The sequence below is a fragment of the Pseudonocardia sp. DSM 110487 genome, from assembly GCF_019468565.1.
In the GTDB taxonomy this organism is placed as follows: Bacteria; Actinomycetota; Actinomycetes; order Mycobacteriales; family Pseudonocardiaceae; genus Pseudonocardia.
Window position 1 is genome coordinate 9,819,377 of record NZ_CP080521.1, and the last position, 26,160, is coordinate 9,845,536.

General features: G+C 74.3%; 1 protein-coding gene. It reads right to left on the bottom strand.

From position 1 onward, the window contains the following. Positions 1–22: 22 nt before the first annotated feature. Positions 23–25,579, bottom strand: a complete 25,557-nt coding sequence (locus tag K1T35_RS45980) for a DUF4781 domain-containing protein (protein WP_220257913.1) — start codon at positions 25,577–25,579, stop codon at positions 23–25. Between the last annotated feature and the right edge of the window lie 581 nt (positions 25,580–26,160).

The following is a 26,160-nucleotide window of genomic DNA, read 5'->3' on the forward strand; positions in this document are numbered from 1 at the left end:
CCCGGTTCCGCGACACCGCGCCTCAGCGTCCGGGCGGGGCAGCCCCACCACCGAGCGCAGGTGGATCGGGGGTGAGGTACCCGAGGTCCGCCGCCTCGGCGGTAGCGAGCTCGATGGCCTCCGCGAGCACCGTCGGCGGCCCGAAGAGGAAACTGATCAGCTCGTTGCTGCCCTGCAGGAGGCCGACGAGGTGGCCGTCGACGAACGCAGGGCCGCCGGAGGACCCACCGCGGGTCAGCGCCCTGATCGCTCGTCCCTTGTCCCGGGCGGGGCCTGCTGTCACCCACCATTCCCCCGCGGGGTAGCCGGCGAGGACGATCTCGGCGCCGTCGGCGGGCGCTTCGCCGGCAATCGATGCGATCGCCGGGCCGTCGCCGGGCCCGTGGAGATCGTCAAGGCCCTCGACGATCAGCAGCGCGAAGTCGACGGTGCCGCCGTGGCGCATCCCTTCGCGGGCCGGCCCCGGATGGCGAGCGAAGTCGTCCAGCGCCAGCTGCACCCGCCCGCGCACCTCGCGGGTGCCCCGCGCGGGATCGCCCACCGCCAGCGGACCCACGCCGGCGTCGGCGACGTGCAGCACCGTGGCCACCTCTCGCCGACCGACCCGCACCCCGGTACCGATGACCGCGCCGTCGGGATCGCGCACCGCAACCGTCGCGGACACGGGCGCCGGCACGGCCGGTCGCGCCGGACCTGCCGGGTACAGGTTGTCGTACCAATGCTGACCGCTCTCGTCGCGCCACGTGGTCAGCACCAGCCCGTCGGGGAAGACCGCGGCCCACGGCTCGGGTAGCCGCAGCCGCCAGCGCCACAACCGGTCGGCGACGTGCTCGGGATCGCCGGTGCCGGACCGCCAGGCCATGGCGAGCAGCTCGAAGAACGGCTCGGTGGGGGCGTGCTGCTCGCGCGGCGCCGGTCCGACCCACCAGCCGGCACGGCCCCGCAGCAACCTGAGGGTGTCGTGGATCGAGTCCTGCAGCTCCGGCGTGCCCCGGCCGCGGATGCCGAGCCGCCCCCTCGGACCGTCCAGGCCGACGGCCGGCCCGCCGTGCGGGTCGACGAAGCCGCCGAACCCGGCGGCGCGCAGCGCAGGCTCCAGCGCCCACACGTGATCGTCGACAAGGCCCAGCCACGGGTGCGCGTCGATGATCGCGGTCAACGCGTGCTGGTCGAATCCCCACCCACCCGGTTCTCCTTCCCTGACGCCGATCATCCCGAGCGCCATCCACAGCGCGGTCAGCTCCGGCAGGCGACGCATCCTGTGCACCGCGGCCAGCAGTTTCCGATCCCGCAGGCCGGCCGCGGTGAACGGCCCGGCATCGGCCAGTGCCGATCGCGCCTGCTCGGGGAGCCGGACCCGGTTCGCCTGCACCGCCTCGATCACGGCCCGGCGCACCGCCACATCGGCACGGTCGAGCACGGCGAACACCTCGGCATCCATCACCAGTCGCCCGGCCATCGCCACCACCACGACATCGGCCGGGGTCGGTCCGTCGTAGCGCGCGGCCTCCACGGCCAGGTGATCGAGGAAGCCGTCCAGAACCACCAGCCCGTCGAGGCCGGACAGCGGCGCCCGTCCCGGATCCAGTCCCGCCCAGTCCCGCAGCTCGCCCGGGTCGAGCTCGCGGCCGACCGGAACGTCCGCCGCGGCGTCCCGAGCAGCGGCACCGTGGTCTGCGCTCAGCGGCTCGCCGCCGACCCGAATCGCCACCAGCGATGGCGGGACGTGGCCGCCCCGGAACCATTCGGTCGCGTCGGCGGCCTCCCGGTCGAACACGTCCGGCCAGCGCCACCCCCGGCTCGCCGGCCATGCCATGGCCGCTGTCGGCGGCTCGGCCATTGCGCGGGCGTAGGGGACGCCGAGTGCGCCGGCGATGCGGGCGTGCGTCCGTTGTCCCAAGAGTGCCGCGACAGCGGCGTGCATCGGTTCGGGGAACCGCCGCAGCACCAGCGGGTACGCCCGCGTGGCCAGCGCGGCCGCCGTGTCGATCCCCCGGCTCCGCCCCAGGTGGTTGATCGTCGCGGTGATCACGGCCAGCTCGGTCGCCTGCACGTGCAACGCATCGGCCCGCTGCGGCGCGCCGGCCTCGCGCGCCGCCCACTCCAAGGATCCGGCGAACGACTCGACCGTGTCGAACAGCGCCAGCAACAGCCATCCACGGCGTTCGGCGACCACCGCCAGCGGCCACGTCGGCCGTTCGGCCCCACCGCGCAGCGACTGCACCAGGCCCCAGTTCGCCCGCCACGCGAGCCAGCGCAGCGCACGCAGCCGCAGGCCGAGCATGCGGCCGCGGGGCACGTCGGACTGCGCGATGGCCGCTCGCAGGACGGCGACGGCCGACGTGATCGCCGCCGAGGTCGGGCCGACGGGACGCACCCACCCCGCCCGATGCATCGTCTCGCCGGCCGCGGTCCCCGTAGGTGCCCGCGTGGTCCGCGCGCCGCGAAGCGCCCGGATCAGCCACCGCACCGCGAGGGTCGCGACCACAGCGGCCGCGGCGAGAACCCCGGTCTCCAGCAGCGGGCCGAGATCACCGCCAAGCATCGGCAGCGGCACCATCGCCGCGGCGCCCCGCCCGTTGCGCATGCCCCGCGGCGGCGTCCATGGCTCGTTCCAGACTGCGTTGTACATCGGCACGGTGACGGTGCCCTCGCTGCGCAGCGCGCCGATCCGGGCCAGCGTGAGGCGGACCGCACGGCGCGGCAGCCCGGCCCCCCGCAGCCTCGTGGCCAGGCGGCTCAGGTCGACGGCCTGCACGTCGGCGAGCAGGTCCGCGGCCAGCGGCTCTCCGCCGTGCGCCAGTGCGGCCGTGAACGGCATCGTCACGGGCCCCGGAGCGAAGCCGGGAATCGGGAATCCCGCGCCGTTGTCGATCAACCGCAGGATCCGGCCGAAGGACTTGAAGTTCGCCTGACCGTGCGGCCGGCCGCGATCCCGGTTCGCGATCAGGTAGTCGAACACCCCGGCCCGCTGCCGGTCCCGCACGTGGTGGTGCCGAGCGGGTCGCCTCACCGGATCGGCGCCGTGCAGCCACAGCTGCACCGAGCCGCGTCCCTCCGGCCCGCGCCACTCGAACGTGGGCGCCGCCAGGTCGGCCCAGCCCAGCTCCTCGGCCACGATGTACGCGGCGATCTCCCGCACCGGCTCGTCGGTCCGCCACGTCCGCCCCCGCCGGACCAGCTTGTAGTAGCCCACCAGCCGGCCGTTGGCGTACACCCGGTACCGGGCCCCGCCGAGCCCGTCCTCGGCACGGTCGAGCTCGGCCCACACCGGGCCGTCCAGATCACCCCGGATCGCGGCCGGCAGTCGCCGCCGGGCGGGGACCGCCAGCATGGCCGCGAGTGCCGCCCGAGCCTCGACGTACTCGGTGGCGAGACCCGCGGCGTCGGTGTCGTGGCGGTGGCCGGTGTGCTCGTCGCCGTCGATGTGGAACTCGAGCTCGTGGCTCAGCAGCCGCTCCCACCAGCCGGCGAACGCCGAGTCGGCCTCGATCGCCCGCTCGACGATGCGCGCCACCGCCGCCGGGACGACGATCACCCCGTTCGGGGCGTGAACACCGTGGCGCCAGCCGAACGCGAGCAGGCGCCCGCCGTCCCCGAGGTCGTCCTCGGTGACCCGCACCAGATCGACGGCTTCCGGCGGGCCACGCGCCAGGTGCGGGAACTCCTCCCCCGACAGCGGGCGGGCGCCGGCCAGCGTGTTCGGCAGCCGCCCGATGACCCGCTCCCGCAGCGGGCCGTCCAGCCCGCCCAGCGCGACCGGTCCGCCGCCGAGACCGCGCGTCGCGGGGACCACCGGCATGACGGCGACCGTGAGGTCGTCCCGGCCACCGGCGGTGTGGGCGGCGTCGGCGATCCGGACGACGGCCCGTCCGGGTGCGTGGTACGCGACGGCGTCGAGCTCACCGGCGAGCTTCTCCGGGGTGGGCAGGTACCGCCAGAGCCCGTCGGTGGCCAGCACCAGCAGGCCCGGCACGCCGGTGGGGCGACGGGTGACGGTGGGCTCGGGCCGGTAGTCGCCAGCCGCCCACCGGGTCATGATCCCCGCGTCGGTGATGCGCCCACCCCGCGAGTCGTCGGTGGTCAGCTGGATGCCGGGGCGGGTGGGGTCGAACGGCAGCAGGTAGGCGCGGGCGGTTCCGACGTGGATCACGGCGATGGAACCGTCGGTGGCGACGTAGGCGGCCGCGTACGCAACGGCTCCGTGGCCGGTCTCCGGGGTGTAGTGCGCGGTCAGGGTGGCCACGCCTGCGTCGTGGGCGGCGCGCAGCGCGTCGTCGGGCGCGCGGGGGCCGCGGTCGGTGCGCGCGATCTCGGCGTGGAACGCGGCGGCGAACCGGCCGGCGGCCGTGCGTGAGCCGGGGTAGCTGAACACGCCGTCCACGACCACGGCGACCCGGTCCCCGTTCGGGAGGGTGACGAGCGTGGCTGCGTCCTGGTTGGTGCGGTTGCCGAGGCCGCGGCGCGTGGCGACGGCCATCCCCCGCGCCGTGCGGACGTCGTCGCCGTAGGGCCGCTCCACCCGGTCGGGGTGCGGGATCACCGGCGCAGGGGCCGGCGCGGACCCTGGCTCCTCCCGGAACAGGTCCTGGTGCGCGGCGCGCAGCTTCTTGGCCGCGATCCGGGCGGTCTCCATCACCGACCAACCGCCCGCCGTGCGGTAGAGCGCGGTCTCCCACGCGTAGTCGCGGTCCACGGCGTACCGCTCGAGGGAGAGGCGGGCCTCGGCCAGCGCCTCGTCCCGCGCGGGGCCGGGGTGCAGCCGGTCGAGGCGCTTGCGGGCGGAGTCGAGCTCCTTCGCGATCTCACGGAGCCAGAACTCGGCGGTCGGGGGGAGCGGGTCCGCGCCCGGGGCGTGCGCACGCGCCGCCTCGGCCGGCCCCAGCGTCCGGTCGACCTGGTGGGGATAGGACCCGACGGCGTCCAGCTCGATGGCCGCATGCTCGCGGGCCTCGGCCAGCGCGGCGTGGGCCTCGACCTGGGCGAGGCGCGCGACGTGCAGCATCACCGTCGCCTCAGCGGGCAGCCCGCCGCGCTGGTCGGCGAGGAACTCGGCCACGCGCACGGCCCGGTGGTAGAGCCGGTCCGCGCGGTCCGCCTCGCGGATGAGGGACTGCAGCCTGCTGCGGTGCTGGCCGGGGAGGACCGCGTGCCGCCACCGGGCACGCACCAGGTCGCGCACCCCGGCCGCGAACCGGACGGGAGCGGCGGGCCGGTCGGCGGGCGACGGCCAGTTCAGCCGGCCGGCCGGCTGCCGCACCTGGTATGCGATGCCGGTGAACCGGCGCCACTGGATGCCCGCGTCGTCGACCCAGCCGTCGCGCCAGTGCCGGAATGCGAGGTCGCCGTCCCGCAGCATCTCGCGCAGCGCCGCGTACGCGTCCTGCTCGGCCTCGGTACGGCCACCCGTCGCGGGCCTCCGGACGGTGAGCGGGGCGAGCTCGGCACCGCCGGGCAGCGTCTTGGGGTCGGCACGCATCGCGTGCCGCAGCCGCGGCCCGGCCGCCCGCCACATCCCGGCCAGCTCGTCGGCGGCGCGGTAACCGCCCACCGGGTCACCGCGCAGCGCTCCAAGCTCGGCGAGGGCGGTCAGCGCGTCTTCCCAGCCGGTGCCACCGTGCTGGGCGGCCAGCTCGGCAGCCGTCACCGGGCGGCGCCGCCCCGCGATCACCAGCAGCCGTTCCAGCAGCGTCGCGGGCACGGCGTTCGGGGTGGTCTCCGTGGCGCGGGCGATCGCGTCGGTCCACCGCTGCCGGTTCCAGTCGCGCTGGACGTCGCTCAGCTCGACCTCGACGCTCAACCGGGCGGCCGAGCGCTGTACGCGCATGACGTCGGCGAGCTCCCACTGCTCGTCCCGCCGCTGCCCGGTGGCCCCGGGGTGGCGGGCCGCCAGCGCCTGCTGCTCGTCGAGGGCGGCATCGACGACGCTGCGGTGGCGCTGCTCGCCCAGCTGGGCGACCATCTCCAGCGGCTCGATGCGGGGCTTGCTCATTCCCTCGAGCGTGAACTCCAGCGCCCGCAACTCGGCCCGTGCCCGTCGCGCATTGGGGCTCCTGGACTGGTGCCGGTCCAGGTAGTACTGCTTGATCTCCTCCAGCAGCGCCCGCCGCGGCCCGGCCAGGTACTCGCCGCGCAGCCGGTTCCGCTCCTTCATCTCCTTGGCCATGCGCTCGGCCCAGATCCGGCTCGACGCCGGCGCCTGTGACGCCAGCCCGGACCGCACCCACAGCGCCTGGCCGAGCATCAGCTGGAACTCGACGACCTCGGCGTCGCCGTTGCGGCCGGCTCGGCGCAACGCCTGTGCAACCCGGGCCAGCGCGGCCGGGTCGCCGGCCAGGATCGGCACCATCAGCGCCGCCGTGCGGACGTGGTGGCGCCTGCGGTCCGCGGCGGCCGCCCGCTCGCGCCGGAGCGCCTCGTTGATCTCCGGAACGTCCGGCAGCCCGTCCCACTCGTCGAGCGGGTCGTGGAGGTCGGCGGAGAGCCGTGCCCACATGCGCTCGGCGAGCTGCTCCGCGAGATCGCGGTCGAGCGACCCGGTCAGCCCGAAGCGGCCGAGCAGCGCGTCGATCTCCGTGCGGTGGGCGACGGTCCGCCGATGCAGCCGGTCACCGTTCCACCACAGCCACCTTCTCGGCCGGTCGGGGGACCGGATGTTCCGCGAGCCGCGGTAGCCGTAGTAGCCCGCCCTGTACTCGCCCGGATCCCGCACCAGCTTCCCGACGAGCCACACTCCCACCGCCGCCACCACGAAACGGATCAGCAGCGCGGTGAGCGATTCGTTGGCGTCGACCCATGCCCTGCTCACCCAGGCCAGGTTGATCACGACGACGGCCACGCCCGCCAGCACGGGATCCATCGCCTTGCGCCACAGCAGCCGCGTGTCGACCGGGGAGAAGTTCTTGTAGTCCAGCCATGCGATCAACGCCTTGCGCTGCCGGTCCGCGATCTTCTGCGACGCGTTCGGGTCGGCGGCCTTCTGCTCCAGCTTCTTCGCCTTGCGCTTCTTGACCGGCGCCATCAGCTTGCCGACCCAGACGTTGACGTACTCCGCGATGATCGTCGGTGACGCGTAGACCAGCGCGGCAACCGCGATGGCCCGCAACAGCTCCTGCAGTGCGCCCGGGTTCAGGCCGGAGCCCATCCAGCTGATCACGAAGTACACGCCGGCGGACAGCGTCCCCGTGATCACGGACTTGATGTTCCGCGTGCGCCCCAGGTCCTTCTTCTGGGACCAGGCCGCCACGATGCCCGCCCCGACCGCCACCGCGACCGGCACCACCCACCACGGCAGGGTGACCGGGGCGAACACCCGGGTCAGGCTCAGCGCCGCCGTGAAGAAGTAGGCGAGCACCGCGGACCGGAACGCATCGCGCCTCGGGTGGGTCTGCATGCCGGAGTCCCGGTTGGCGTACTGGCGGCGCAGCACGTACCGGTAGACCAGCCCTGCCGAGACCAGCGGCACCAGCAGCGCCTTGATCCCACGCAGCCCTGGCTGCTGGGAGAACAGGGGCCACAGCACCGACCAGGCGAGCTGCAGCAGCCCCCACACCGTCGGACCGGCCGCCCCGACGGCCAGCCCGGCGACCAGCCACCCGCCGATCCGGACGCCGTGGGCGCGCAGCCCGCGCGTGAACGCCTGCCACGGCGGCCCCCTGGTCTGGCGCGGCGTCCAGACGGCCCGCGCCGCCGCCACCAGGCCGGCAGCGGCGAGCACCCACCCGATCGGGCCCGTCACCGCGGCCGCCCCGACCAGCCCCAGCTGGCCGCCTGCCCACACCCCGACCCCGGCCCCGGCCCCGAACCCGGCCACCCGGGCGAGCCGCCGCCGGTTCCGCTCGGCCACCGGCACGTCCAGACCCAGCGCGGCCACCAGCCGCGACCGCAGCCCGGCGATTCCCCGGCCACGCGCGGCCCGGCCCAGCGTCCGCTCGGCCCGGGCGGCCGCAACACCGGCACCGGTCGCGATCGTCACCGCGTCGGCCCGGCCGGTCTCCAGTGCCCGCGCGGCGGCCGCGCGGGCGGCGCGGGCGCCCGCCAGACGCGGGACGGCGGCGACGAACGCGGCCTCGACCGCCGCGACGGCCTGGTCGAGCAGGAGCCCGGTGGCGGGCACCCCCGCCGGCGGCTTCGCCTCAGCGGGCTCCAGCCGCATGGCCCGCGTCAGCAGCCGCCGGGCCGCGCGGTCGGAGAGGCCGAGCGCCCCCGAGATCCGCGCCACCAGCTGCTCGTCGGAGAGTCGCCCGTCCGTCGGCAGCGCGGCGTTGGTGTCCGAGAGCCACGCGATCCAGCCCAGGTGCTCGGTGGTGACCGCCCGCGCGGCCACCCGCTGCTCGCGGTGCAGCGACCGGACCGTCCGGCCGGCGAGCGCCCGCAGCCGCGCAACGCCGCGGATCTGCTCGCGGAGGACCCGTGCCGCCCGCCACCGGTTCAGTGCCCCCTGCCGCGCGTTGCCCACAGCGGCCCGCGCAGCCTGCCACCGGTCCAGCATCGACTGCCGGACGGTGCCCGCGACGCCGCGGACGTCCTGCCACCGGTCCAGCACCCAGTGCCAGATCGCGTTCGCCGCGCTGCTCAGCGTCGGGGGATCGGCAGGGAGGGCCTTGACTTCGCGCCGCTCGAGGTCTGTCGCGCGGCGCACCGTTCCGGCACGGACACCCGCGTCGAGGGCGACCACCGCCGCCGCCCTGAGTTCCGCGTCGAACGTCGCCCGCGCGTCGGTCGCCCGCCGCGCGGCGTCGCCCAGCGGCTCCATGGCCACGTCCAGCGCCGAGGAGCGTTCCGCCACCTCGGAGCGGACCGCGTCCAGCAGCTCCGCGGCCGAGGTCCCGGCCGTCGCCACCGCCGCCGGCAGGCTCGCCTCCCCGGCCAGCGCCGAGTCGGCCATCCGCGCCCGCACGCGCTGCCGGTGCACGCCCAGCGCGTCGGCCAGCCCGTCGACGATCTCCTCGTCGGTACGGCGGAGCTCGCGCAGCCGCTCGGCCAGCTCCGGCACCCAGCCCAGGCGCTCATCGAGGCTCCGCTCGTGCGGGCGCACGCCGTCCAGCACGCCGGCCAGGTCCTGCTCGGCCGCCTCCAGCGGGCCGCGCAGCTCGGCCACCCTCTGGCGCAGTTGCTCGGCGGCCTCGCGCCGTCCCGGCCACCACAGCATCCCGGCGGCCAGCACGCCGGTGTCGGCCACGCCGTAGCGGACGGCGGCGAGGCTCGCCACGAGCCCGCCCACGAGCAGCACGACCGACCACGCGCGTGGTGTGCGGAAGAACCTCATCCACCACGGCGGGCCGCGGTTCCTCGGCTCGGGCCCCGCCTGCCGCGGCCCGGCCGGCCTCGACCGGGCGACGCCGCCCGAACCGGAGTGCGGGGCGGACCGCCCCTCGGGGGCGCTACCGGACGGGTTCGAACCGCCGCCCGAGACGGGCCCGCCTCCGGTGGCCGTCGGCCCCGAACCGCCGCTGTCCCCGTCGTCGCGGTTGCCGGCGATATCCCCGACCTCGGCCGGGCTCAGCCCGGTGACCGCGGCGATCCGGTCGGTCGGCAGCCCGTTCCCGGCGGCCACGCGCACCGCCGCCTCCAGCGCCGTCCGGCGCTCCACCTGCCGGTCGGCGAGGGCGCGCCGCGCGTCCTCGACGGCACCGATCGCGGCCTCCAGCCGTGCCTCGAGGGCCGCGAGGGCGGCTGTCAGCCGGTCCTGCCGCTCCTGGAACGAGCCGGTCGGCTCGCCGAGGTCCGCCACGGTTGCCGCGGCAGGGGGATCGTTCGCGTACCGGCGGACCTCCGCCGGGGTGATCCCCAGCGCCCGCGCCACCGCCTCGTCGGCGCCGGTCGGCGCCGGGTCGGGGCCGCTGTGGAGCCACTGCACCCCGTGCCGCTGGAATGCGGCCAGCTCGGCGTCCGCCGCCGCCGCGCCGCCCCGCGCCTCGGCGAGCCCGGAACGGGCGGCGTCGACCGGCCCGTTCAGCGCGGACACCACGGCGCGCAGTGCGCGCTCCGCCGCCCAGCGCCCGCCGGCGGGGACGAGCGATTCCTGTCCCCCGACGTCCGGCGCCCGCGCCCCGCCGGCACTCGCGTCGTCCGTGCCGTCCGTGCCGTCCGTGCTGTTCTGGCGTGCCAGTTCGTCGAGGCGGGCCAGCCGCTCCCGCGACATGCGCTCCTGCGTGGCGATCGCCTCGGTGGCCCTGGCCGCCGTCGCAGCGGGCAACGTCGCCACGAGGGCCTCGAGGCGGTTGAGGAAGGTCGCGTCGCGCTCCATCGACCGGTGGTGATCCGGGTCGGCGTGCCTGCGGGTCGCGACCCGCTGCAGCAGCGTGATCATGTGCCGCGCCTCGACCGCGGTCCACTCGGCCGCGCCCCACTCGCCGGGCAGGCTCGCGGCAACCTCGGCGGCGTCCCGGGCGATCCGCTCGAGCGTGCGGATCGCGGCGTCGAGCTCACCGGCCCTGACCTGGCGCAACGCCTCCTGGACCGTGGCCGGGGTCAGGGCGAGCTCGCGCCCGGCGGGCGCGCCCGACTCCGCACCACCGAGCTGGGCCGTGCCGGACGACGTGGCCGGCAGCGTGAGGACGCGGGGCCGGATCTGCGCGATCAGCTCGCGGTACTCGCGCTGTGCGGCGGCGAACCGCTCCTGCGCGGCGCACAGCTGCGAGCAGACCGGCCCGAGGTCGGCGAGCCGCGCCGCCATGCCGTCGAGGAGCCCGCCGTGCTGGGCGAAGGCCCGCTGCGCGTACGCGAGCTGCGCGGCGGCGTCCTGCACCGCCATGGCCGCCTGGTCGACGGTGTTGCGGACGGTGCTGTCGGCGGACCGGTCGACGAACTGCTCGACGACGTTGTCCGGTCGCAACCTGCCCTCGATCGTCAGCGCGAGCTGCTTCTGGCGGAGCGCGTCGGCCCGCTCCTGCGCCTTCCTGATCACCCGGTTGGCGAGCCGCAGGCGCCAGCCGCCCAGCTCACCGGAGCTGTGGTTCCGCAGGAACCGCAGCAGATGACGGTTGGCGAACGTCGCGAGCTGCGGGTCGTGCAGCGACAGCGATTCGCGCCACGTGCCCGGCTGGCCGTTGCGACCGAAGCGGCCCCCGCCCTGCTCGACGGCCCGCCTGGTCCCGAACATGTTGATGATCTCGACATGTCCGCCACCCCGCGCGATCAGCGTGTCGCGGGCCGCGGCGCTCGCACCCGGGAAGGCCCGGTCCCCGCCGAGGACGATGTCGGTTCCCCGCCCGAACCGGGCGGTGGCCACGGTCACCGCGAACGGTTTGCCCGCCTCGGACCGGGCGACGGCCTCGTAGAGCTGGTGCGGGGTCAGCGCGTCGACCACCCGCGGCTCGACGGGGTGCGGGCCCGCCGCCAGCACCTCGGCCACCATCTCGGCGAAGGCCTGGGTGTCGATGATGTCGCGCATCAGGACGAGGACCGGGCGTGAGTCGCCGCGCCGGTGGGCCTCGAGGATCTCCTCGGCCACGGCCCGCCGCAGCGCCCGGGTGTCGGCGAAGACCCGCCGCGGCAGCTCCGCGAGCCGCCGCGGGTCGTTGGTGGCCAGCCGGACAACCTCGAGGCCGTACACCTTGCCCAGCACGTCCTTCGCGCTGCTCGCCGTTCCGGTGAGGCCCTGGTGGGACAGCTGCGCGTTCAGGTAGTCGAGGAGGGTCTTCTCCGAGAGCGACCGCAGCGCGGGCTTGATCGTCATGCGTTCGAACGCCTCGATCCGACCGTGGTCGGTCCAGACGTTGCCGGGCATCCCCTCGCCGTTGTCCTGGTCGACGATCACGGCGTTGTCGCCATCGGCGTAGTACTCGCGCAGGTACCGGTGGTGCCACCCGGCGGTGAGGGCCTCGGCGATCTCCGCGATCTGGCGCGCGGTGAGCTCGCCGCCCAGCCCGACGCGCTCGGCGAAGGCCCGCGCCTGCTCGGCGCTGATCCGCACGCGGCCGCCGACGGTGCTGTACTCACCCGCCCGGAAGGCACGGGCGAGGTCGGCGATCGCGTACATCTCCGCGGCGTTGCCGACCGTGCCCTCCGCCTGCTCACCCAGCCGGTAGGCCGTTCGCCCCCAGTCGATGGCGAGCATGTCGACCTCGTCCATCAGCACGTGGCGGGCGCCGAAGCGCTGGTTCGTGTCGTGCAGGCCGCGCTGCCAGTCGGAGACGATCTCTCGCGCCGAGCCGTAGACGATCTGCGCGTCGTAGATCTCGCGGAGGTTGGCCGGCGCCTCCGGGACGCCGTGGAAGCCGTCCGGATCGGTCTTGCCGACACCCGGCACGGTGGTGCGGCCGGGCTCGCGGAACCTGACCTCGATCCCGAGCAGCTTCGCCACCCGGGCTGCCGCCTCCGCGCCCTCCTTGGCGAGCGTGCTGTTGTGGGTCATCACCACGACGGGCTCGCCCTCGAGCGCCCGCGTCAACGCCCAGAGCCGGGCCACCAGGGTCTTGCCCTCGCCGGTGAGCATCTCCACGACGACGCCACGCGGCAGGTTGTTGCGCAGCAGGCGGTCGAGGCGTCCCGCGCCGGGCACCCGGTCGAGGGCCAGCATGGCCGCGATCTGGACGTCATAGGCGTCCTGGCGCTCGCCGGTGCGTTCGAACGCCTCGCGCGAGTTCGCCTCGCAGGCCAGCGCGCAACGCTGGACGTCCGTCAGCTGGTCGCCGCTCAGCTCCTTCGAGCGCAGCTTCCCGGCCAGCTCGTCGAAGGCCCGCGGGTTGTTCCTCCACTCCGCGAGGAGCGCCTCGACGTCGGTGATCGTCTCCAGGTACGGCCGCAGCGCCTCCTCGACCTTCGGCGCGTGGTCGCGGAAGGCGCGCAGCTCCGTGCCGAGCTGGATCGCCCGGTTCTTCGCGGCCCGGACGGCGTGCTCGATCGCGGCCTTCTCGCCGTCCGCGGCGCTGGGAAGCCTGCGCTCGAGGAACTCGACCTTGGCCTCGGCCAGCGCCGTGTCCTCGACCGCCTGCCGCCACAGCCTCTGCAGGCCCGGCAGGCTTCCGCCCCGCCGCACCGTCTGCGGTGCCGCCGGACGGTGCTCGACGAAGACGAGCCTCTCGCCTCCGTACTCGTACTCGACGACTCGGTGGTCCCGGTGTTCTCCCCTCGACTCCTCCAGCTGCCGACGCAGCTCGTCCACGGTCATGCGCTTGCGGAACAGGCCGGTGCGGATCCTGCGTGCCACGGCCTCGATGGGGCGAGCCGTCCTGCCCTGCATCGCCCGGGCGAGCTTCCTCGCCGAAATCGACTTGGAGCCACCGGCGGGCGGCGGCACACCCGACGCCGTCCCGGTGACCGGGTTCGGATCGAGCCCGAGCCCTGAGGTGTTCACGTCGCCGTCGCCGCTCGTGCCGCCCGGACCGTCCGGGTGGCCGTCGCCGTCGCCCTGCTTCTGGCCGCCGCTGCCGCCCTTGCCGCCCGGCTCCTGCTGGCGGCCGCCGCCCGCGCCCGAGTTGGGGGGCAGCACCTCGGACCCATTGCTGCCCGGGACCGGCGGGCTCTCGGGCGTCTCCGGCGCGCCGGGCGCGCCGGGGGAGGAAGACTGGCCACCGCCGCCGGCGCCGTCCCCGCCGTCGCTGACCGGGCGCGGCATTCCGCCGCCGGGTCCGTCACCCTCGGGCGAGGCGGCAGGCGCCTCGATCCCGTCGCCCGCGCGGCTCGCGCCCAGTGCGAGTTGCTGCGCCACCTCGGGGTTCCACCCGGCGCGCATCGCCCGCCGCGCGTCGCCGCGGGTGACCCCGAAGTCGCCCGCCAGCCGTCCGGCCCGCAGCGCCTGCGTGCCGCCCGCGTGGTACGCCCCGATCTCGAGGGCCAGTGCCGTGTTGCCGGCCACGCGCAGGGCCCACTCCGCGTGGGCGATGTCGGTGCCGAACTCGGCGACCAGCTCCTGGACCGTCGGCGCCCTGCGCGCACCACGCGCGATCTCCCCGATGCGGGCGACGAGCAGGGGGTTCTCGGCGACCGCCAGCAGCGCGCGGGCCTCGGCCCGGGTGAAGCCGTGCTCGCGGACGAGCGCGTCCGCCGTCGGCTGCGGCCCGCCCTGGGCGAGCCGGCCGAGCTGGGTGACCAGCGCGATGTTGCGGGCCACCTTCAGCGCGGCGCGGGCATCGGCCCGACCGACGCCGAACGCGCGGGCCAGCGCGGCCCGGCTCAGCTCCCGGTACTCACCTCGGCCGATCGCGGCCATCCGCTCCGGCAGCCCTCGCACGCCGCCGAGCCGCATCATCGCGGCCGCCTCGGACGGGCTCACCCCGAACTCACGCACGAGCGTGTCGACCGCGGTTCGCCGGTCGCGCTGCACGAGCTGGCCGACCCGCTCCATCGCGCCGACCGCACGTCCGTCGACCTCGACGGTCCGGGAGGCCAGCTTCACGGCGAGACGCGCGTCGGAGCGTGAGATGCCGAACGTCGTGGTCATCTCGTCGACCGAGAGCGGCCGCACCGAGCCGTCCGCGATCTTCCCGGCGAGCTCGGCCAGGTCGCGCAGGCCCGCCACCCGCTGCGCGCCCTTCGCGAGGTTCTTGCTCACCCCGTAGGCGCCCGTGAGCGAACCGATCGGCTCCCGGATCGCGCCCTGGTTGCCGACCCGCTCGACCATGGCGGAGCGGTTGATGGCGCGCAGCGCGTCCCGGGCCTGCCGCGCGGTGACGCCCAGCTCACCCGCGAGCTCCCGCGGCGTCTGCGCGGGCGTGGTCCGCTGGTTGCGCATCCACTCGACGAGCCGGAGGTTGGCCTCCTGCGCCAGTATCCCGCGCGCTTCCTTGCGGCTGATGCCCATGTCACGCGCGAGCTGCCGCGCCGACGTCGGACGGCCACCGCCCGGCCGCCCTCCAGGCACACCGGGCAGCGCAGCCGCCTCGGTGAGCGCCTGGCCCAGCGGCCCAGGCCCGACCACCCGCTCGGCCCCCGGCATCGTGAGCGTCGCCGGGCTGACGCCCTTCTGGACCCGCGGCAGGCCGATGGCCTGGAAGCCCCGCGCCTTGCCGGCAAGGCCGAGCCCGACGGGAGCCCCGAGCATCATCCCGCTCTGGATCACTCCGTGGACGGCCATGTCCTTCTGAGCGGGCGTCATCCGGTCCCAGTTGGCGACCGTGGAGACCGCGTTCTGGCCGACGGTGTAGCCGAACGAACCGAATGCGAGCGCGTTCGCGCCGTAGGCCACCCGGGCGCCCGTGGTCGCGGTGGTCATGCCGAGCATCCCGCGCCATGTCGTGCTCGACGCCGCCTGTGCCCCGCTCCACGCGGACTGCCAGCCCGGAGCCGCCGTGACACCCCGCTGCCATGCCGTTGCACCGGCGCCCCGCACGCCGATGCTGCCGCCTGTTCGCGCTATCGCCTGGGCGGCACCGCTCGCCGCCGCCTTGATCCCTACGCCGATCCCGACGACGGTGAGCACGTTCCCGGCAAGGCCTATGTAGTCGGCCACCGCTGCCGGGTTGTCGAAGCCGTTGGACTGGCCGTGCTCGTTGCGGCTCATGATGTTCTGGGTGATGTCCACCGTGGTGTACGCCACCCCGCCCGCGATCAGCGCCGTCCCGCCGATCGCGGCCGCCGCTCCCAGCGGGGACGCCGCACCCAGTGTGGCCAGGGTCGCCACGCCACCCGCTGCCCACAGCAACGCGCCACCGACGATCATCGCGCCGCCGACGACGTAGCCGCCGAACTTGTCCCACCAGCTGGCCTTCGTGTGCCCGGTCGTCTCGACGATGTGGCACCTCGTGCACGAGTCTGGCTTCTCGTTCGTGCCGCGGATGTTGCCGTCCCTGTCGAGGCCGCCGAGCTCGCTGAGGTTGTCCGGCGCGATCAGTGCGCCGTCCTCGGCGACGATCTCGTTGTTGTCGCGGAAGTCCTGCAGGCCGCTGAAATGCGCCCCGGTCATGTCGACGTACCGGTAGCTGCCGTCATCCTGCTTCACCCGGAACAGGGTGATGTTCGTCCAGCCGTATTCCTCGTCGTCGCCGGTCTTCGGCTGGTAGTAGGGCATCGTGATGGCCTCGACCCGGCCATCTGCCGACAGCTCCTCGACCCGCTTCTGGACATCGTCGATGTTGTCCGCGGGCACCAGCTTCTTCATCTGATCGACGCTGTTGACGTCGATCTCCCGGGGCAGCAGCTCCGCTTCCTTCATCTGCGGCGTGACCCCGTACATGGCGAGCTTCGCCCGCCCGTCGAGCGTCTGGAGCCCGAGCTCCTTCGACTCGGCGAAGAGCTTCTTCATCGGGCCGTCGTAGGTCCGCCAGCCCTCCATCAGCGGCGCGGCCGTGTGGATGTAGCGGAAGTCCGGGAGCATGGTCGAGGGCAGGGCTCTGCCCCCGAGCAGGCTCTCGTTCGGTCCGATCGGGTCGCCAGGCCGGTAATTCTTCGGGGCCGCGTACTTCCGGTCGCGGACGTAGTTGTAGCGGAGCTCGGTGAGTGACGTGAGCGTGCCGAACGTCGTCGACAGGTCCTGCTGGCGCTGCTGCGGCGACACCGACAGCCGCTGGTACAGGCCGTTGATGCGGTTGTGCCGGTTGAACGCGCCGTGCAGGTCACCCGCCCATGTCGCGTTGCCCGACGCGTCGGCGTATGCCAGGTCGGTCTCGCGCAGCGTCCGCTCCGCGCCGTCGATGCGGGTCTGGTAGGGCCGCTGGGCGACCACGAGCGCCTGCTGCTCGGCCGTGATCGCCTTGTACTCCTGGTTCAGCCAGATCGCCTCACCGGTGTTCGGCCCGCCCCGCCCTTCGATCACGCCGGAGGCGTAGTTGAACTTCGCGATCCGGTCGTTGAGCGCCGTCATCCGCGGGCCGAGCTCGGTCTGCAACGCGTAGTTCGCGTCGCTGACCGCTTTCTGCTGGTCGGCGACGGCCGCGATCACGGCGTTCTGCTGTTCGACGGTCGGCGCCTTCGACGGGTCGTACTTGTCGCCGAGTACGTGCTCGACCAGCTGCCGGTTGTTGCCGACCTCGGCGTTGGCCGCCCGGAAGTCGTCGATCGTCCACGCCGCGCCGCGCATCGTCTGCAGCCGCGCCGCCGCCGGCCCCCACTTCGCCAGCAGGCCGGGCGCCTTCTCGTCGATCTCCTCCCGCACCTTCGCGATGTCGGCCCACTCGCCTGCGTCGATGTAGTCGTCGCCGGCGAGGGCGTTCTCGGTGCGGTCGGCGAGGTCGTCGATCTTCGGCTGGAGCGCGTCGTACTGCGGCTGCTGCTCCTTCAGGGTGACGGTGTCCTCGAACCACGACATCTGGGCGCCGTCGCGCTGGGTCTGCGACAGCGGAAGGTCGCGGTTGTAGGCGTCCAGCAGGTCCTCGTGCCCGGACTCCTTCAGCTGCTTCATCTCCGAAGCGGTCAGCGGGCGCCGCTCGTCGGCGTCGCGGCCCAGCAACGGCTTCCCGTCCGGCCCCTTCAGCTCGGACAGCTCCTTCGCCAAGTCCTGCGACATCTCCATGCTCGGGTCGAGCACGGCGGCCATGGCCGCGTTCGACTCCGGCGGGGCGTCGAACTCCGGCGAGCCCTCGCCGAGGCACGCGTTCGCCCCGCCCGCGCAGAACCGGCCCGCGTGCGAGCCGTCGGCGTTGGGGTAGAGCAGGCCGGTGCGGACCGGGACCCAGGTGTCGCCGTCCTTCACGACGACGGCGCCCTGGGAGTGGCCCTCGTAGCTGCGGCCGCCGCAGTAGCCACCCTCGCCGGATGCGCCGCAGATCGCGCCGCCGCCCTGGCCTGCGCCCTTGCCGTCGGGGCCGGCGAGCGACCGGTTGTACTGCGTGAACCCGCAGCGGCCGCCGGCACCCGCCTCGCAGCTCTGGCTGTCGCCCCACGGCGTGTAGCGGGTGACGAGGCCGCCGTTGCTGTCGTCGAACAGCGTGACGCTGCCGTAGCCGTTCGGGAACCGCCCGGTGCCGGTGGGCAGCTGCTCGGTGATCTCGCAGTTCTTGCAGCGGGTCACCGGGTCGTAGGCGCGCGGATCCATCGGGTGGCTGGCGACGCCGGGCATCGTCCGGACGCAGTCGCCATGGCACCACAGCGATCCACCCTTGCCGTTCTTGTCCGGCGTGGTCGCCTTGATGCCCTGGGTCAGGTCACCCCCGGTGATCTCGATCTTGAAGAGGTTCGTGCCCTTCTGCTCCGAGAAGCGCGGGTTGTTGATCGCGTTGTAGTTGGGGTCGACGAACTGGATGTAGCCGGTCTGGCCCTTGATCGAGTAGATCCCCGGCTGGCCGTCTGCCGAGCGGCCGATGATGTCGGTGACGCCCTCGCCGCGCAGCAGCTCGTCCGGGCCGTGGTAGCCGTTCGCGTGCACCACGTCGCCCTGGGCGTTGGTGAACTCGCCCGCCCCGGTGAACTTGATCCGGGAGGGCGCGCCATTGGCGTCGCGGCCCTGGATCTGCCCCCAGCGCCCGTCGACGGTGAGCTTCTCACCGCTCGGCGAGGTCCACTGGCATCCGCCGTCGCAGGTGCTGGCGAACGGCGAGCCCTTGATGTTGCCGAACCGGATGTTGTTGACGGCGTCCTGCACCTGCGACTTGCGGGTGAAGACGATCTGGTCGCCGGTGCGCCCGTCCCGCGCCATTCCGCGGCCGCGCACCCACGCCTCGGCGTTGCCCTCCGCGTCCTGGGCGATCCCGACGCCCTCGGTGCCACGCACCTCGTGCTCGGCACCGGGTTTGCCCTCCACCGGCATGCCGGCGTAGAAGTCACCGTTCGGGTTGTTCTGGCCGTGGTCGTTGCCACCGGTCATCCCGGCGTTCGAGAACTCGCACGGCAACTGGGAGCACGTGTACGTCTCGACCTTGTCGGTGCCCCGCGGCTTGATCTCGACGACGACCTTGCCGTCCGCGCCACGGGTCACCCGGATCGCCGACTGGTCCTCGCCGACGTCCTCGATCGCGATCGGGTTGCCCTGCTCGTCCACGAAGATGCCGAGGCCCTCGGTGTCGATCTTCGCCGCGATGAAGTCCAGCCCGGCCCCGCCGACGTCGCATCCGCCGTCACCTGAGCACCCGGCGTCGGCCACGCCGTCCGGACCCGCGATCGCGACGGCCCACGCGCCGCACCCGCCGTTGCCGGAACCCGAGCAGGTCGCCCACTTGTCGGCCGTGTACTTGCCGTACGGCGTGTTCAGCTCGTCGTGGGCCTCGGCGTGCGCCGAGTAGGACGAGGAGCAGTTCGCGGCGCCGGAGCAGCTCGCCCCCGCGCTCGCGAAGCCCTCCTCGGCCTGGGCGTAGGCCATCACGGCCACCCCGCCGCCGCCCATGCCGCCACCACCGGAGCCGTGCGCGTACGCCCTCGCCCACGAGCCGGACGGGTGCGACGCGGACGCAGAGGCCGTCGCCTCGTAGTAGTGGCTGCAGTGCGTGCCCGCGCTGCCCATGCACGACGCCGAGGCCTGCGCGGAGTTCCCGTTGCCCGCTGCGGCGGCGGTGGTCATGACCATGCCACCGCCCATGCCGCCAGAGCCGTACCCGGTTGCCGTCGCGTACGCACCGGGCGCGGACGCCGAGCTGTGCGCGCGGTAGGAGTAGGAGCAGTTGGTGCCGGCGCTGCCCGTGCAGGACGCCCCGGCCTGGGCCATCCCGTCGCCGCTTGCCGCCATCGCGGTGGTCATGGCCATACCGCCGCCGGTGGTCCCCGAGCCGTAGCCGGTGGCGGTGCCGAACGCGCCGGGTGCCGATGCCGAGCTGTGCGCGCGGTAGCTGTACGAGCAGCCGGAGCCCGCGCTGCCCTCGCAACCCGCAGCGGCCATCGCCCGGTCGGGGCCGGTCTCGGCGGCGGCGCTGGTGCCGCACCACCCGGACCCGCTGCCACCGCGCGTACCGCACTCGGAGTTCGCCGTCGCCTGGTTCCCGCCGGTCTCGCTCTTCGCGTCGCTCGCCGACGCGTAGCTGTACCGGCAGGTCGAGCCCTCGGTGCCCTGGCAGGACGCCGTCGCCATCGCCCCGGCCTCGCTCGCACCGACCTGGCTGGAGCCGACGCACTGCCCGCCCGTCCCCGCGGTGCAGTCCGTCCGCGAGGTCGCGACGTTCGACGCTCCCGACGCGGCCGTGCGCGCGGTGCCATCGGTGCGGGTGGTGCACCCGGTTCCGGCGCACATCGAGGTGACCTCGGTGAGGCCCTTGGCGACGGTCCCGCCGCTCGCGGCGTAGCAGCTGCCGGCTGCGTTGCAGTTCGCCGACGCCGAGCCGCGCACGGTGGCGCCCGCCGCCGTCGTCGTCTTGGAGGAGGTGCGGGTCGCACATCCGGACTTGCTGCCGTCGTCGCAGGCTGCCGTCACGGTGGCGCTCGTGGTGGCGAACCGGGCGGCCCGATCGGCCGGGGTGCTCACCGTGACCGAGGATCCCGCGGTGATCTGCGCCTGGCAGGCGGTGGCGCCGTCGCAGCGGGTGTCGCCGACGGCGCGGCTGCGGGTCTGCCGGCCGTCGGCGCCCGCGGTGGCGGCTGCCATCCCGGACAGGCGGCCGGTGCACCCGGCCTCGGGGCAGACGATCTGCGAGGTGGCCTGGCCGCTGCCGGTGTACCCGGGCACCGGTTCGTCCTTGCCCTTGTCGTCGGAGCCCTGCGCCTGGCCCGCGTTGCGGACGAGCTGGGCGGTGGCCTCGCTGCTCACCGTGCAGCCGCTCGCGGCGGCCGTGCAGGTCGCGTCGGTGTGCGACGTGCCGGCGAGGCCCGAGGTGTCCGCGGTGGTCACCGCCGTGCAGCCCGGCCCGGCGCACTGGGCGACGGCGGACGACTGCGACAGCGTGGCCGGGGCGTCCGTGACCGGCTTCGCGGCCAGCTTCGTGGCCTCGGTCGCGGCCTTGCGCGCCTCGGTCGCGGTCTTCGCGGCGTCGGCGGCGGTCTTCTGTTGTGCTGCGGTCGCGCCCTTTCGGGCGGCGACCCGGGCAGCTTCCGCCGCGCGCTGCTCGGCCTCGACGGCCTGCTGCTGCGCCTGCTTCGCTGCGCCGTTCCGCTGCTCCGCGACGATGTCGGCCACGACCTGGCCGGACCCGGCGGAGGAGTTGGTCTGTGCGTGGCAGCCGGACTGGCTGCTGGTGCAGGTAGCGCTATCGGTGGAGCCGCCCTCCGGTGGGCCGCGCGCCCCGTTGCCCGTGCTCACCGCGGTGGGCCCGTCGCTACCGGCGGCCGAGGTCCGCGCCGTGCCCGAGCACGTCGTGCCGGCCGCGCAGTCCATCGTCGCCGACGCCATCGTCCAGCTCGACGCGCCCGGCACCGTGGGGCCACCGGAGTTGGCGCTCGAGCCCGGCGCGGTCGGCGCGGGCGGGGTGGCCGGCTGGTCCTTGCCGCCTGCCGGTGCCTGCTGGTCCTGCGCGGGAGCGTCACTGGTGGTCTCGGAGGTCACCGTGGCGTTGGCGGTGGAGCGCGCCTGCACCAGCGGCGTGATCACGTTCGCGTCCGGCCCGGACGAGGCACCGGAGTTCGTCACGGCCTGGCACACACCGCCGGAGACGCCCTCGCAGGAGCCGTTGCTGCGCGAGCCGCGCGCGTCCGTGGACACCGTCGGGTCGGTGGCGGTGGCCGCGCTCGACGCCCGCCCGTCGCACCTGAGCTCGCCGGAGCACGTGACCGCAGCCCCCGCGGCCGATGCCGCCGACGGGCCCGCGGGCAGCCGCTTCCCGTTCACCGGCTGCCGGCCGTCACTGAGGGCCAGCGCGGCGCCGGGGCCGGAGGAGGCCTGCGACACGGACCGGGCCGCACACCCGCCGCTGCCCGCACAGCTCGCCGTGCCGGTGGAGGTGCGCGGCTTCCCGCCCGCCACCGCCCCGTCCCACGCCTCCGTGGACGTGCGCGCCGATCCGGTGCAGGCCGTGCCCTCGGGACACGCCACGCTCGCGCTCGACGACGCCGTGGACGACGGGCCGCTGGCGGGCTGGCCCGGCAGCGGCCGGCCGTCCGGGCCGGTCGCGACGAAGTCGGGTGCGGACGACGCGGCGGAGCTGGACTCCCCGGAGCAGGTGCCGCCGCTGACCGTGCACTCGGCCGACGCCCGGGTGCCGCGGGCGTGCGGCGACACTGCCGTGTCCCGAGCGCTCGTCGACGAGACCGCGGTGCCCCCGCACTCGCCGTCGCCGCCCGAGCAGTCCACGGACGCCGACGCGTTCGACACGCTGACCGGGCCGGAGACACCGGCCGTTCCACCACCAGCGATCGGGTCCCGGTCGGCGACCGTCGTGTCCGCGCCGGTCGTGCAGCCGCCTCCGGCCCCGTGGGCGGTGCAGGTCGAGGTGCCGGTGCTGTCCCGCACCCCGGTCATGTCCCCGGACGCCGCACCCGACGTGCCGGCCGACCCGGATCCCGTGCAGCCCGCGGTGGCGCACTCCACCTCGGAGCCGGCCGCGCTCGTCGCCGACAGCTCCCTGCGCACCCCGGCGAGATCGGTCGCCGCACGGTCGTGCACCTCGGACGTCGCCTCGGTGGCGCACCCGCCGTCGGTGGCGGTGCAGCTCGACTTCGCCGACGTCTCGCGGACCGGCGCCTTCGCGCCGGAGCCGTTCGCCTTACCGGTGGTGGCACCGGCCGCCTTGCCCGTGCATCCGGCTGCGTCGTCGCAGTCGACGCTCGCGCCCGCCGAGCTCGACGCCGACGCGTCGCCGTCGGTGAAGGCCACGTTGTCGCCGGAGTCGATCGCCGACGCGGTCTCGGTGCTGCTGGACGCGTCGCAGTCGCCGCCACTGACCTCGCAGGAGGCCTCTCCGTCGCTCACCCGAGCCGCGCCGGCGCTCATGCCGCCGGCCGAGCCGCTCGTCGCGGTCTTCCCGTTCCCGGAGCACGCACCGTCGCAGTGCACCTCGACCGTGGCCGAGCTGTCGGAGCCGGTGCCCTCCTCGGCCGAACCGTCGGCATCCGACTCGGCGCCTGCCCGGCACCCGCCGCCCGAGACCGAGCAGTCGGCCGCGGCGTTGGTGGTCGCCTTCGGGCCGTCGGACGTACCAGCGTCGGACCTGCTGCTCGCCGAACCGGTGCAACCTTCGGCGCACGCCACCTCGGCGTCGGCGCGTGCTTCGCCGTCCTCGATGTCCACCGAGCTGGACGCCGCGCAGTCACCATCGCAGCGGGCCGATCCACTGCCCCCGGCATCGCCCCCGGCGCCGTTGGCCGTACTCGCTGCCCTTGCCGTGCTCGCCGGATCACGTTCGCGGCCCGAACTCCCGCTCCTGCACGACCCGCCGCCGGTGTCGCACTCCGCGTCGGCGCCGTCCGGCATGGCCGAACTCCGCTGGTTGCATCCGCGTGCGTCCCCGTCACATCGCGCGGACGCGCTGGTCGCCTCGCCGTCCGCGCCACGACTGGACGCGCTGCTCCCGCAGCCGCTGTCGTCACACGCCGCCTCTGACTTCGAATCACCCGACTTCGAGGAGGCCCCGCACCCGGACGAGATCCCGGACAGGCACACCTTCCGCTCGGAGTCCCGCTTCCCGTCGGCGGACTCGCTCACCGACCCGCACTCCGTGAACGCACCGTCCGAACCGCACCCGGCCGCCGAGCCCTCGCCGTCCAGGTCGTCGTCGGACACCGCATCCGGATCGCGGTCCGTGGCCTCCATCAGCTCATCGCTGGCCTCGTACACGTCGTCGCGCTGCTTCTCGTACGTCGCGACGTTCTTGCTGTGCGCCTTCTTCGTCACCTCACCCGAGGCGACCTTCTTCTCCTCGGCCTCGAGGTCCCGCTCCCGCTTCGACAGGTTGCGGTGACCGTCGACGACCTCGTCGACCAGATCCACGCGGTCGTCCGACAACCCCTCCCGGTCCTCGGCGACCCGCTGCTCCAGCTTCTCGTGCTCGGTGGCCTGCTTCTCGTAGTCCGCGTCGGTCTTCTTCCCCGCGGCGACGTCCTTCTTCGACTTGGCGAGCTTCTTCTCGCTCTTGTCGAGCTCGATCTCGCCGTCGAGCACCCGCTCGGTCCGCTCCGCCGAGTCGTCGTCCTCGTCGTCCTCGTCCCTGCTGTCCTCGTCCTCGTCCTTCGACGCGCGCAGCAGGCTCACCGACGCCTCGTCCGATGGCGGACCGCGTGGATCCGCGGTGGCACGGCGACCCGAACGCGTCGGTTCGGAGGCGCCGTCGGCCGTCACCCGCTCGCCGTCCTTCCCCGCGGCGGGTCGCGCTCGCCTCGACTTCGCGTCCGACGGCCGCTCGCCCTTCTTCCGGTCCGCGTGCTTCGTGGCGACGTCGAGCGCCTCGTCCACGAGACCGGACACGGCACGGGAGACGTCCCCGTCCTCGTCGCTCGCCTCGCGCGCGATGTCCGCGGCGCGCTGCGCGAGCCGCCGCGCACCGTCCCCACGCTCGTCGCCGCCCTTGCCGTCGCGGTCCCGAGCGCCCTCGTCCCGCTCCCGGTCGTGTTCCGCAACGGCCTTGCGAATCCGCCCGCGCACCGCTTCGGCGACATCGGCACCCTGGTCGTCCTTGCCGCGTGCCTTGGACTCGCTGTCGTCGCCGTCATGGGAGCGCTCGCCGGTGAGATCCGCCCACCGCGCGGCGGCGTCGGCGCGTTCGCCCTTGCGGGGCTTGTGGCTCGGACGCTCCTCGCCCTCCTGCTCGGCGGCCGCCTCACGCAGCGATGCCCGGCCCTCCCGGTCGTCCGCATGCGTCCGGCGCGAACCGGCCTCATCCGCGCCGGCGTCATCCCGATCGGCGCGATCCCGATCGATGTCGGCCCGATCGATGTCGGCCCGATCGATGTCGGCCCGGTCCTCCCGGTCGCGGCCGTCGTCGCTGTCCCGCTCCGCGATCTCGTCGCGGACGCGCCGCCCGCCCTCCGCGATCCGCTCCTCCGACTCGTCGGCCCGCTCCCGTACTGCGGCCCGCACCCGCTCGCGGATCTTCTCGGCGCCGTCGCCTGCCTTCTCCCCGTCGCCGTCCTCGGTGTCGTCCGCGCTGTCTCGATCCGCAGTGTCGGAGTCCCGCGCCTGCTCGCGCTCACGCGCGCGGCTGCGCTCCTTCCCTGCCTCGGCGCCGTCCTCGTCGGCACGATCCTCGTCGGCGCGCACCTTCCGGACGCGGTCCCCGTCGGCGCCGTTCTCCTCCGCGCCGTTCTCCTCCGCGCCGTCCTCGTCAGCGCCGTCCTCGTCCGCATGCCGCGAAGGCTTCTTGCCCTTGCCGCGCTCGCCGTCCTTCTCGTCGTCCGACGGGCGATCGCGAGACTCCTTCTCCTCGGAGTCCTTCTTCTCGGGATCCTTCTTCTCCTCGGACTTCTTCTCGCCCTCGGACTTCTTGTCGGACTTCTTCTCGGATCCCTTGTCGTCATCCGACTTCTTCTCGGACTTCTTCTCCGACTTCTTCTCCGACTTCTTCTCGCCGGAGTCCGAGCCCTCCGAGCCCGATTCGGATCCTCCGCCGCCGTCCCCGTCGCCGGAACCCGAATCGTCTCCACCATCTCCGCCGCCGGCCGGCCTGATGCCACCTCCCTTCACCAGGCCCTGGCTGACGACCGCAACCTGCATCACCGGAGCCGCGACCGCGGGGACCGCCGTCAGGAAGGCCGCCCCGATCCACAGCACCACCACCGCACCGGCGAGCGCGCACGCCCACCGCAGCGCGTGCAGGAGGAAGTCGACCGGCGAAAGCCGCAACCGCACGGCGTCGACATCAGGGCGCGAGGCGTGGCCGACGGCCACACCCCGACGCACTGACACCTGACCCATGACGGATGCTCCAGACGCTCGCCGCTGCACGCGGACGGAAGAAGAACAACGAGGAATCGCGGCCGTGAACCGGCACGCGAGGACACGAGATCACTGGGCCACCGGTGCAGGTCGCGCCTGAGGCAAGCAACCCGCCGGGGCGGCCCGCTGCCGCACCATGCCCTCCGCGGGTCCGTCAGTCGCGACACTTCAGCAACCGGCAGCGCCCGGCGAGGGCAGTGATGATGTTGGCCGCCTTCGGCGTACGACCGGCGCATCCCGGATGGCATCGGCGTGGCACCTAGATGACATTCAGGTGACGCAGCCCGGCCTCGCTCACGGGCGTTCGAGGCGCGCCCCGCGCCGCCAGACGTCGACGATCGCGGCAGTCGCTCGGATGTCGGTCGTGGGGTCGCCGGAGACGAGCACGAGATCGGCGCGCATCCCGGGCGCGATACGTCCACGGTCGGTGAGTCCGAAATGGCGGGCCGGTGGAATCGCTCCGTACACCTCACCGTTTCCGCCGGCCCGCACTACTTCGACATTTCCGCATGAGTGCCACCTCGCGCGCGGTGAGGTCACCGGGATCTACTCGGTGACGA

What these genes read in the sequence shown, in the direction of transcription:
- K1T35_RS45980 (WP_220257913.1), bottom strand. Translation starts at nt 25,579, where the DNA reads ATGGGTCAGGTGTCAGTGCGTCGGGGTGTGGCCGTCGGCCACGCCTCG.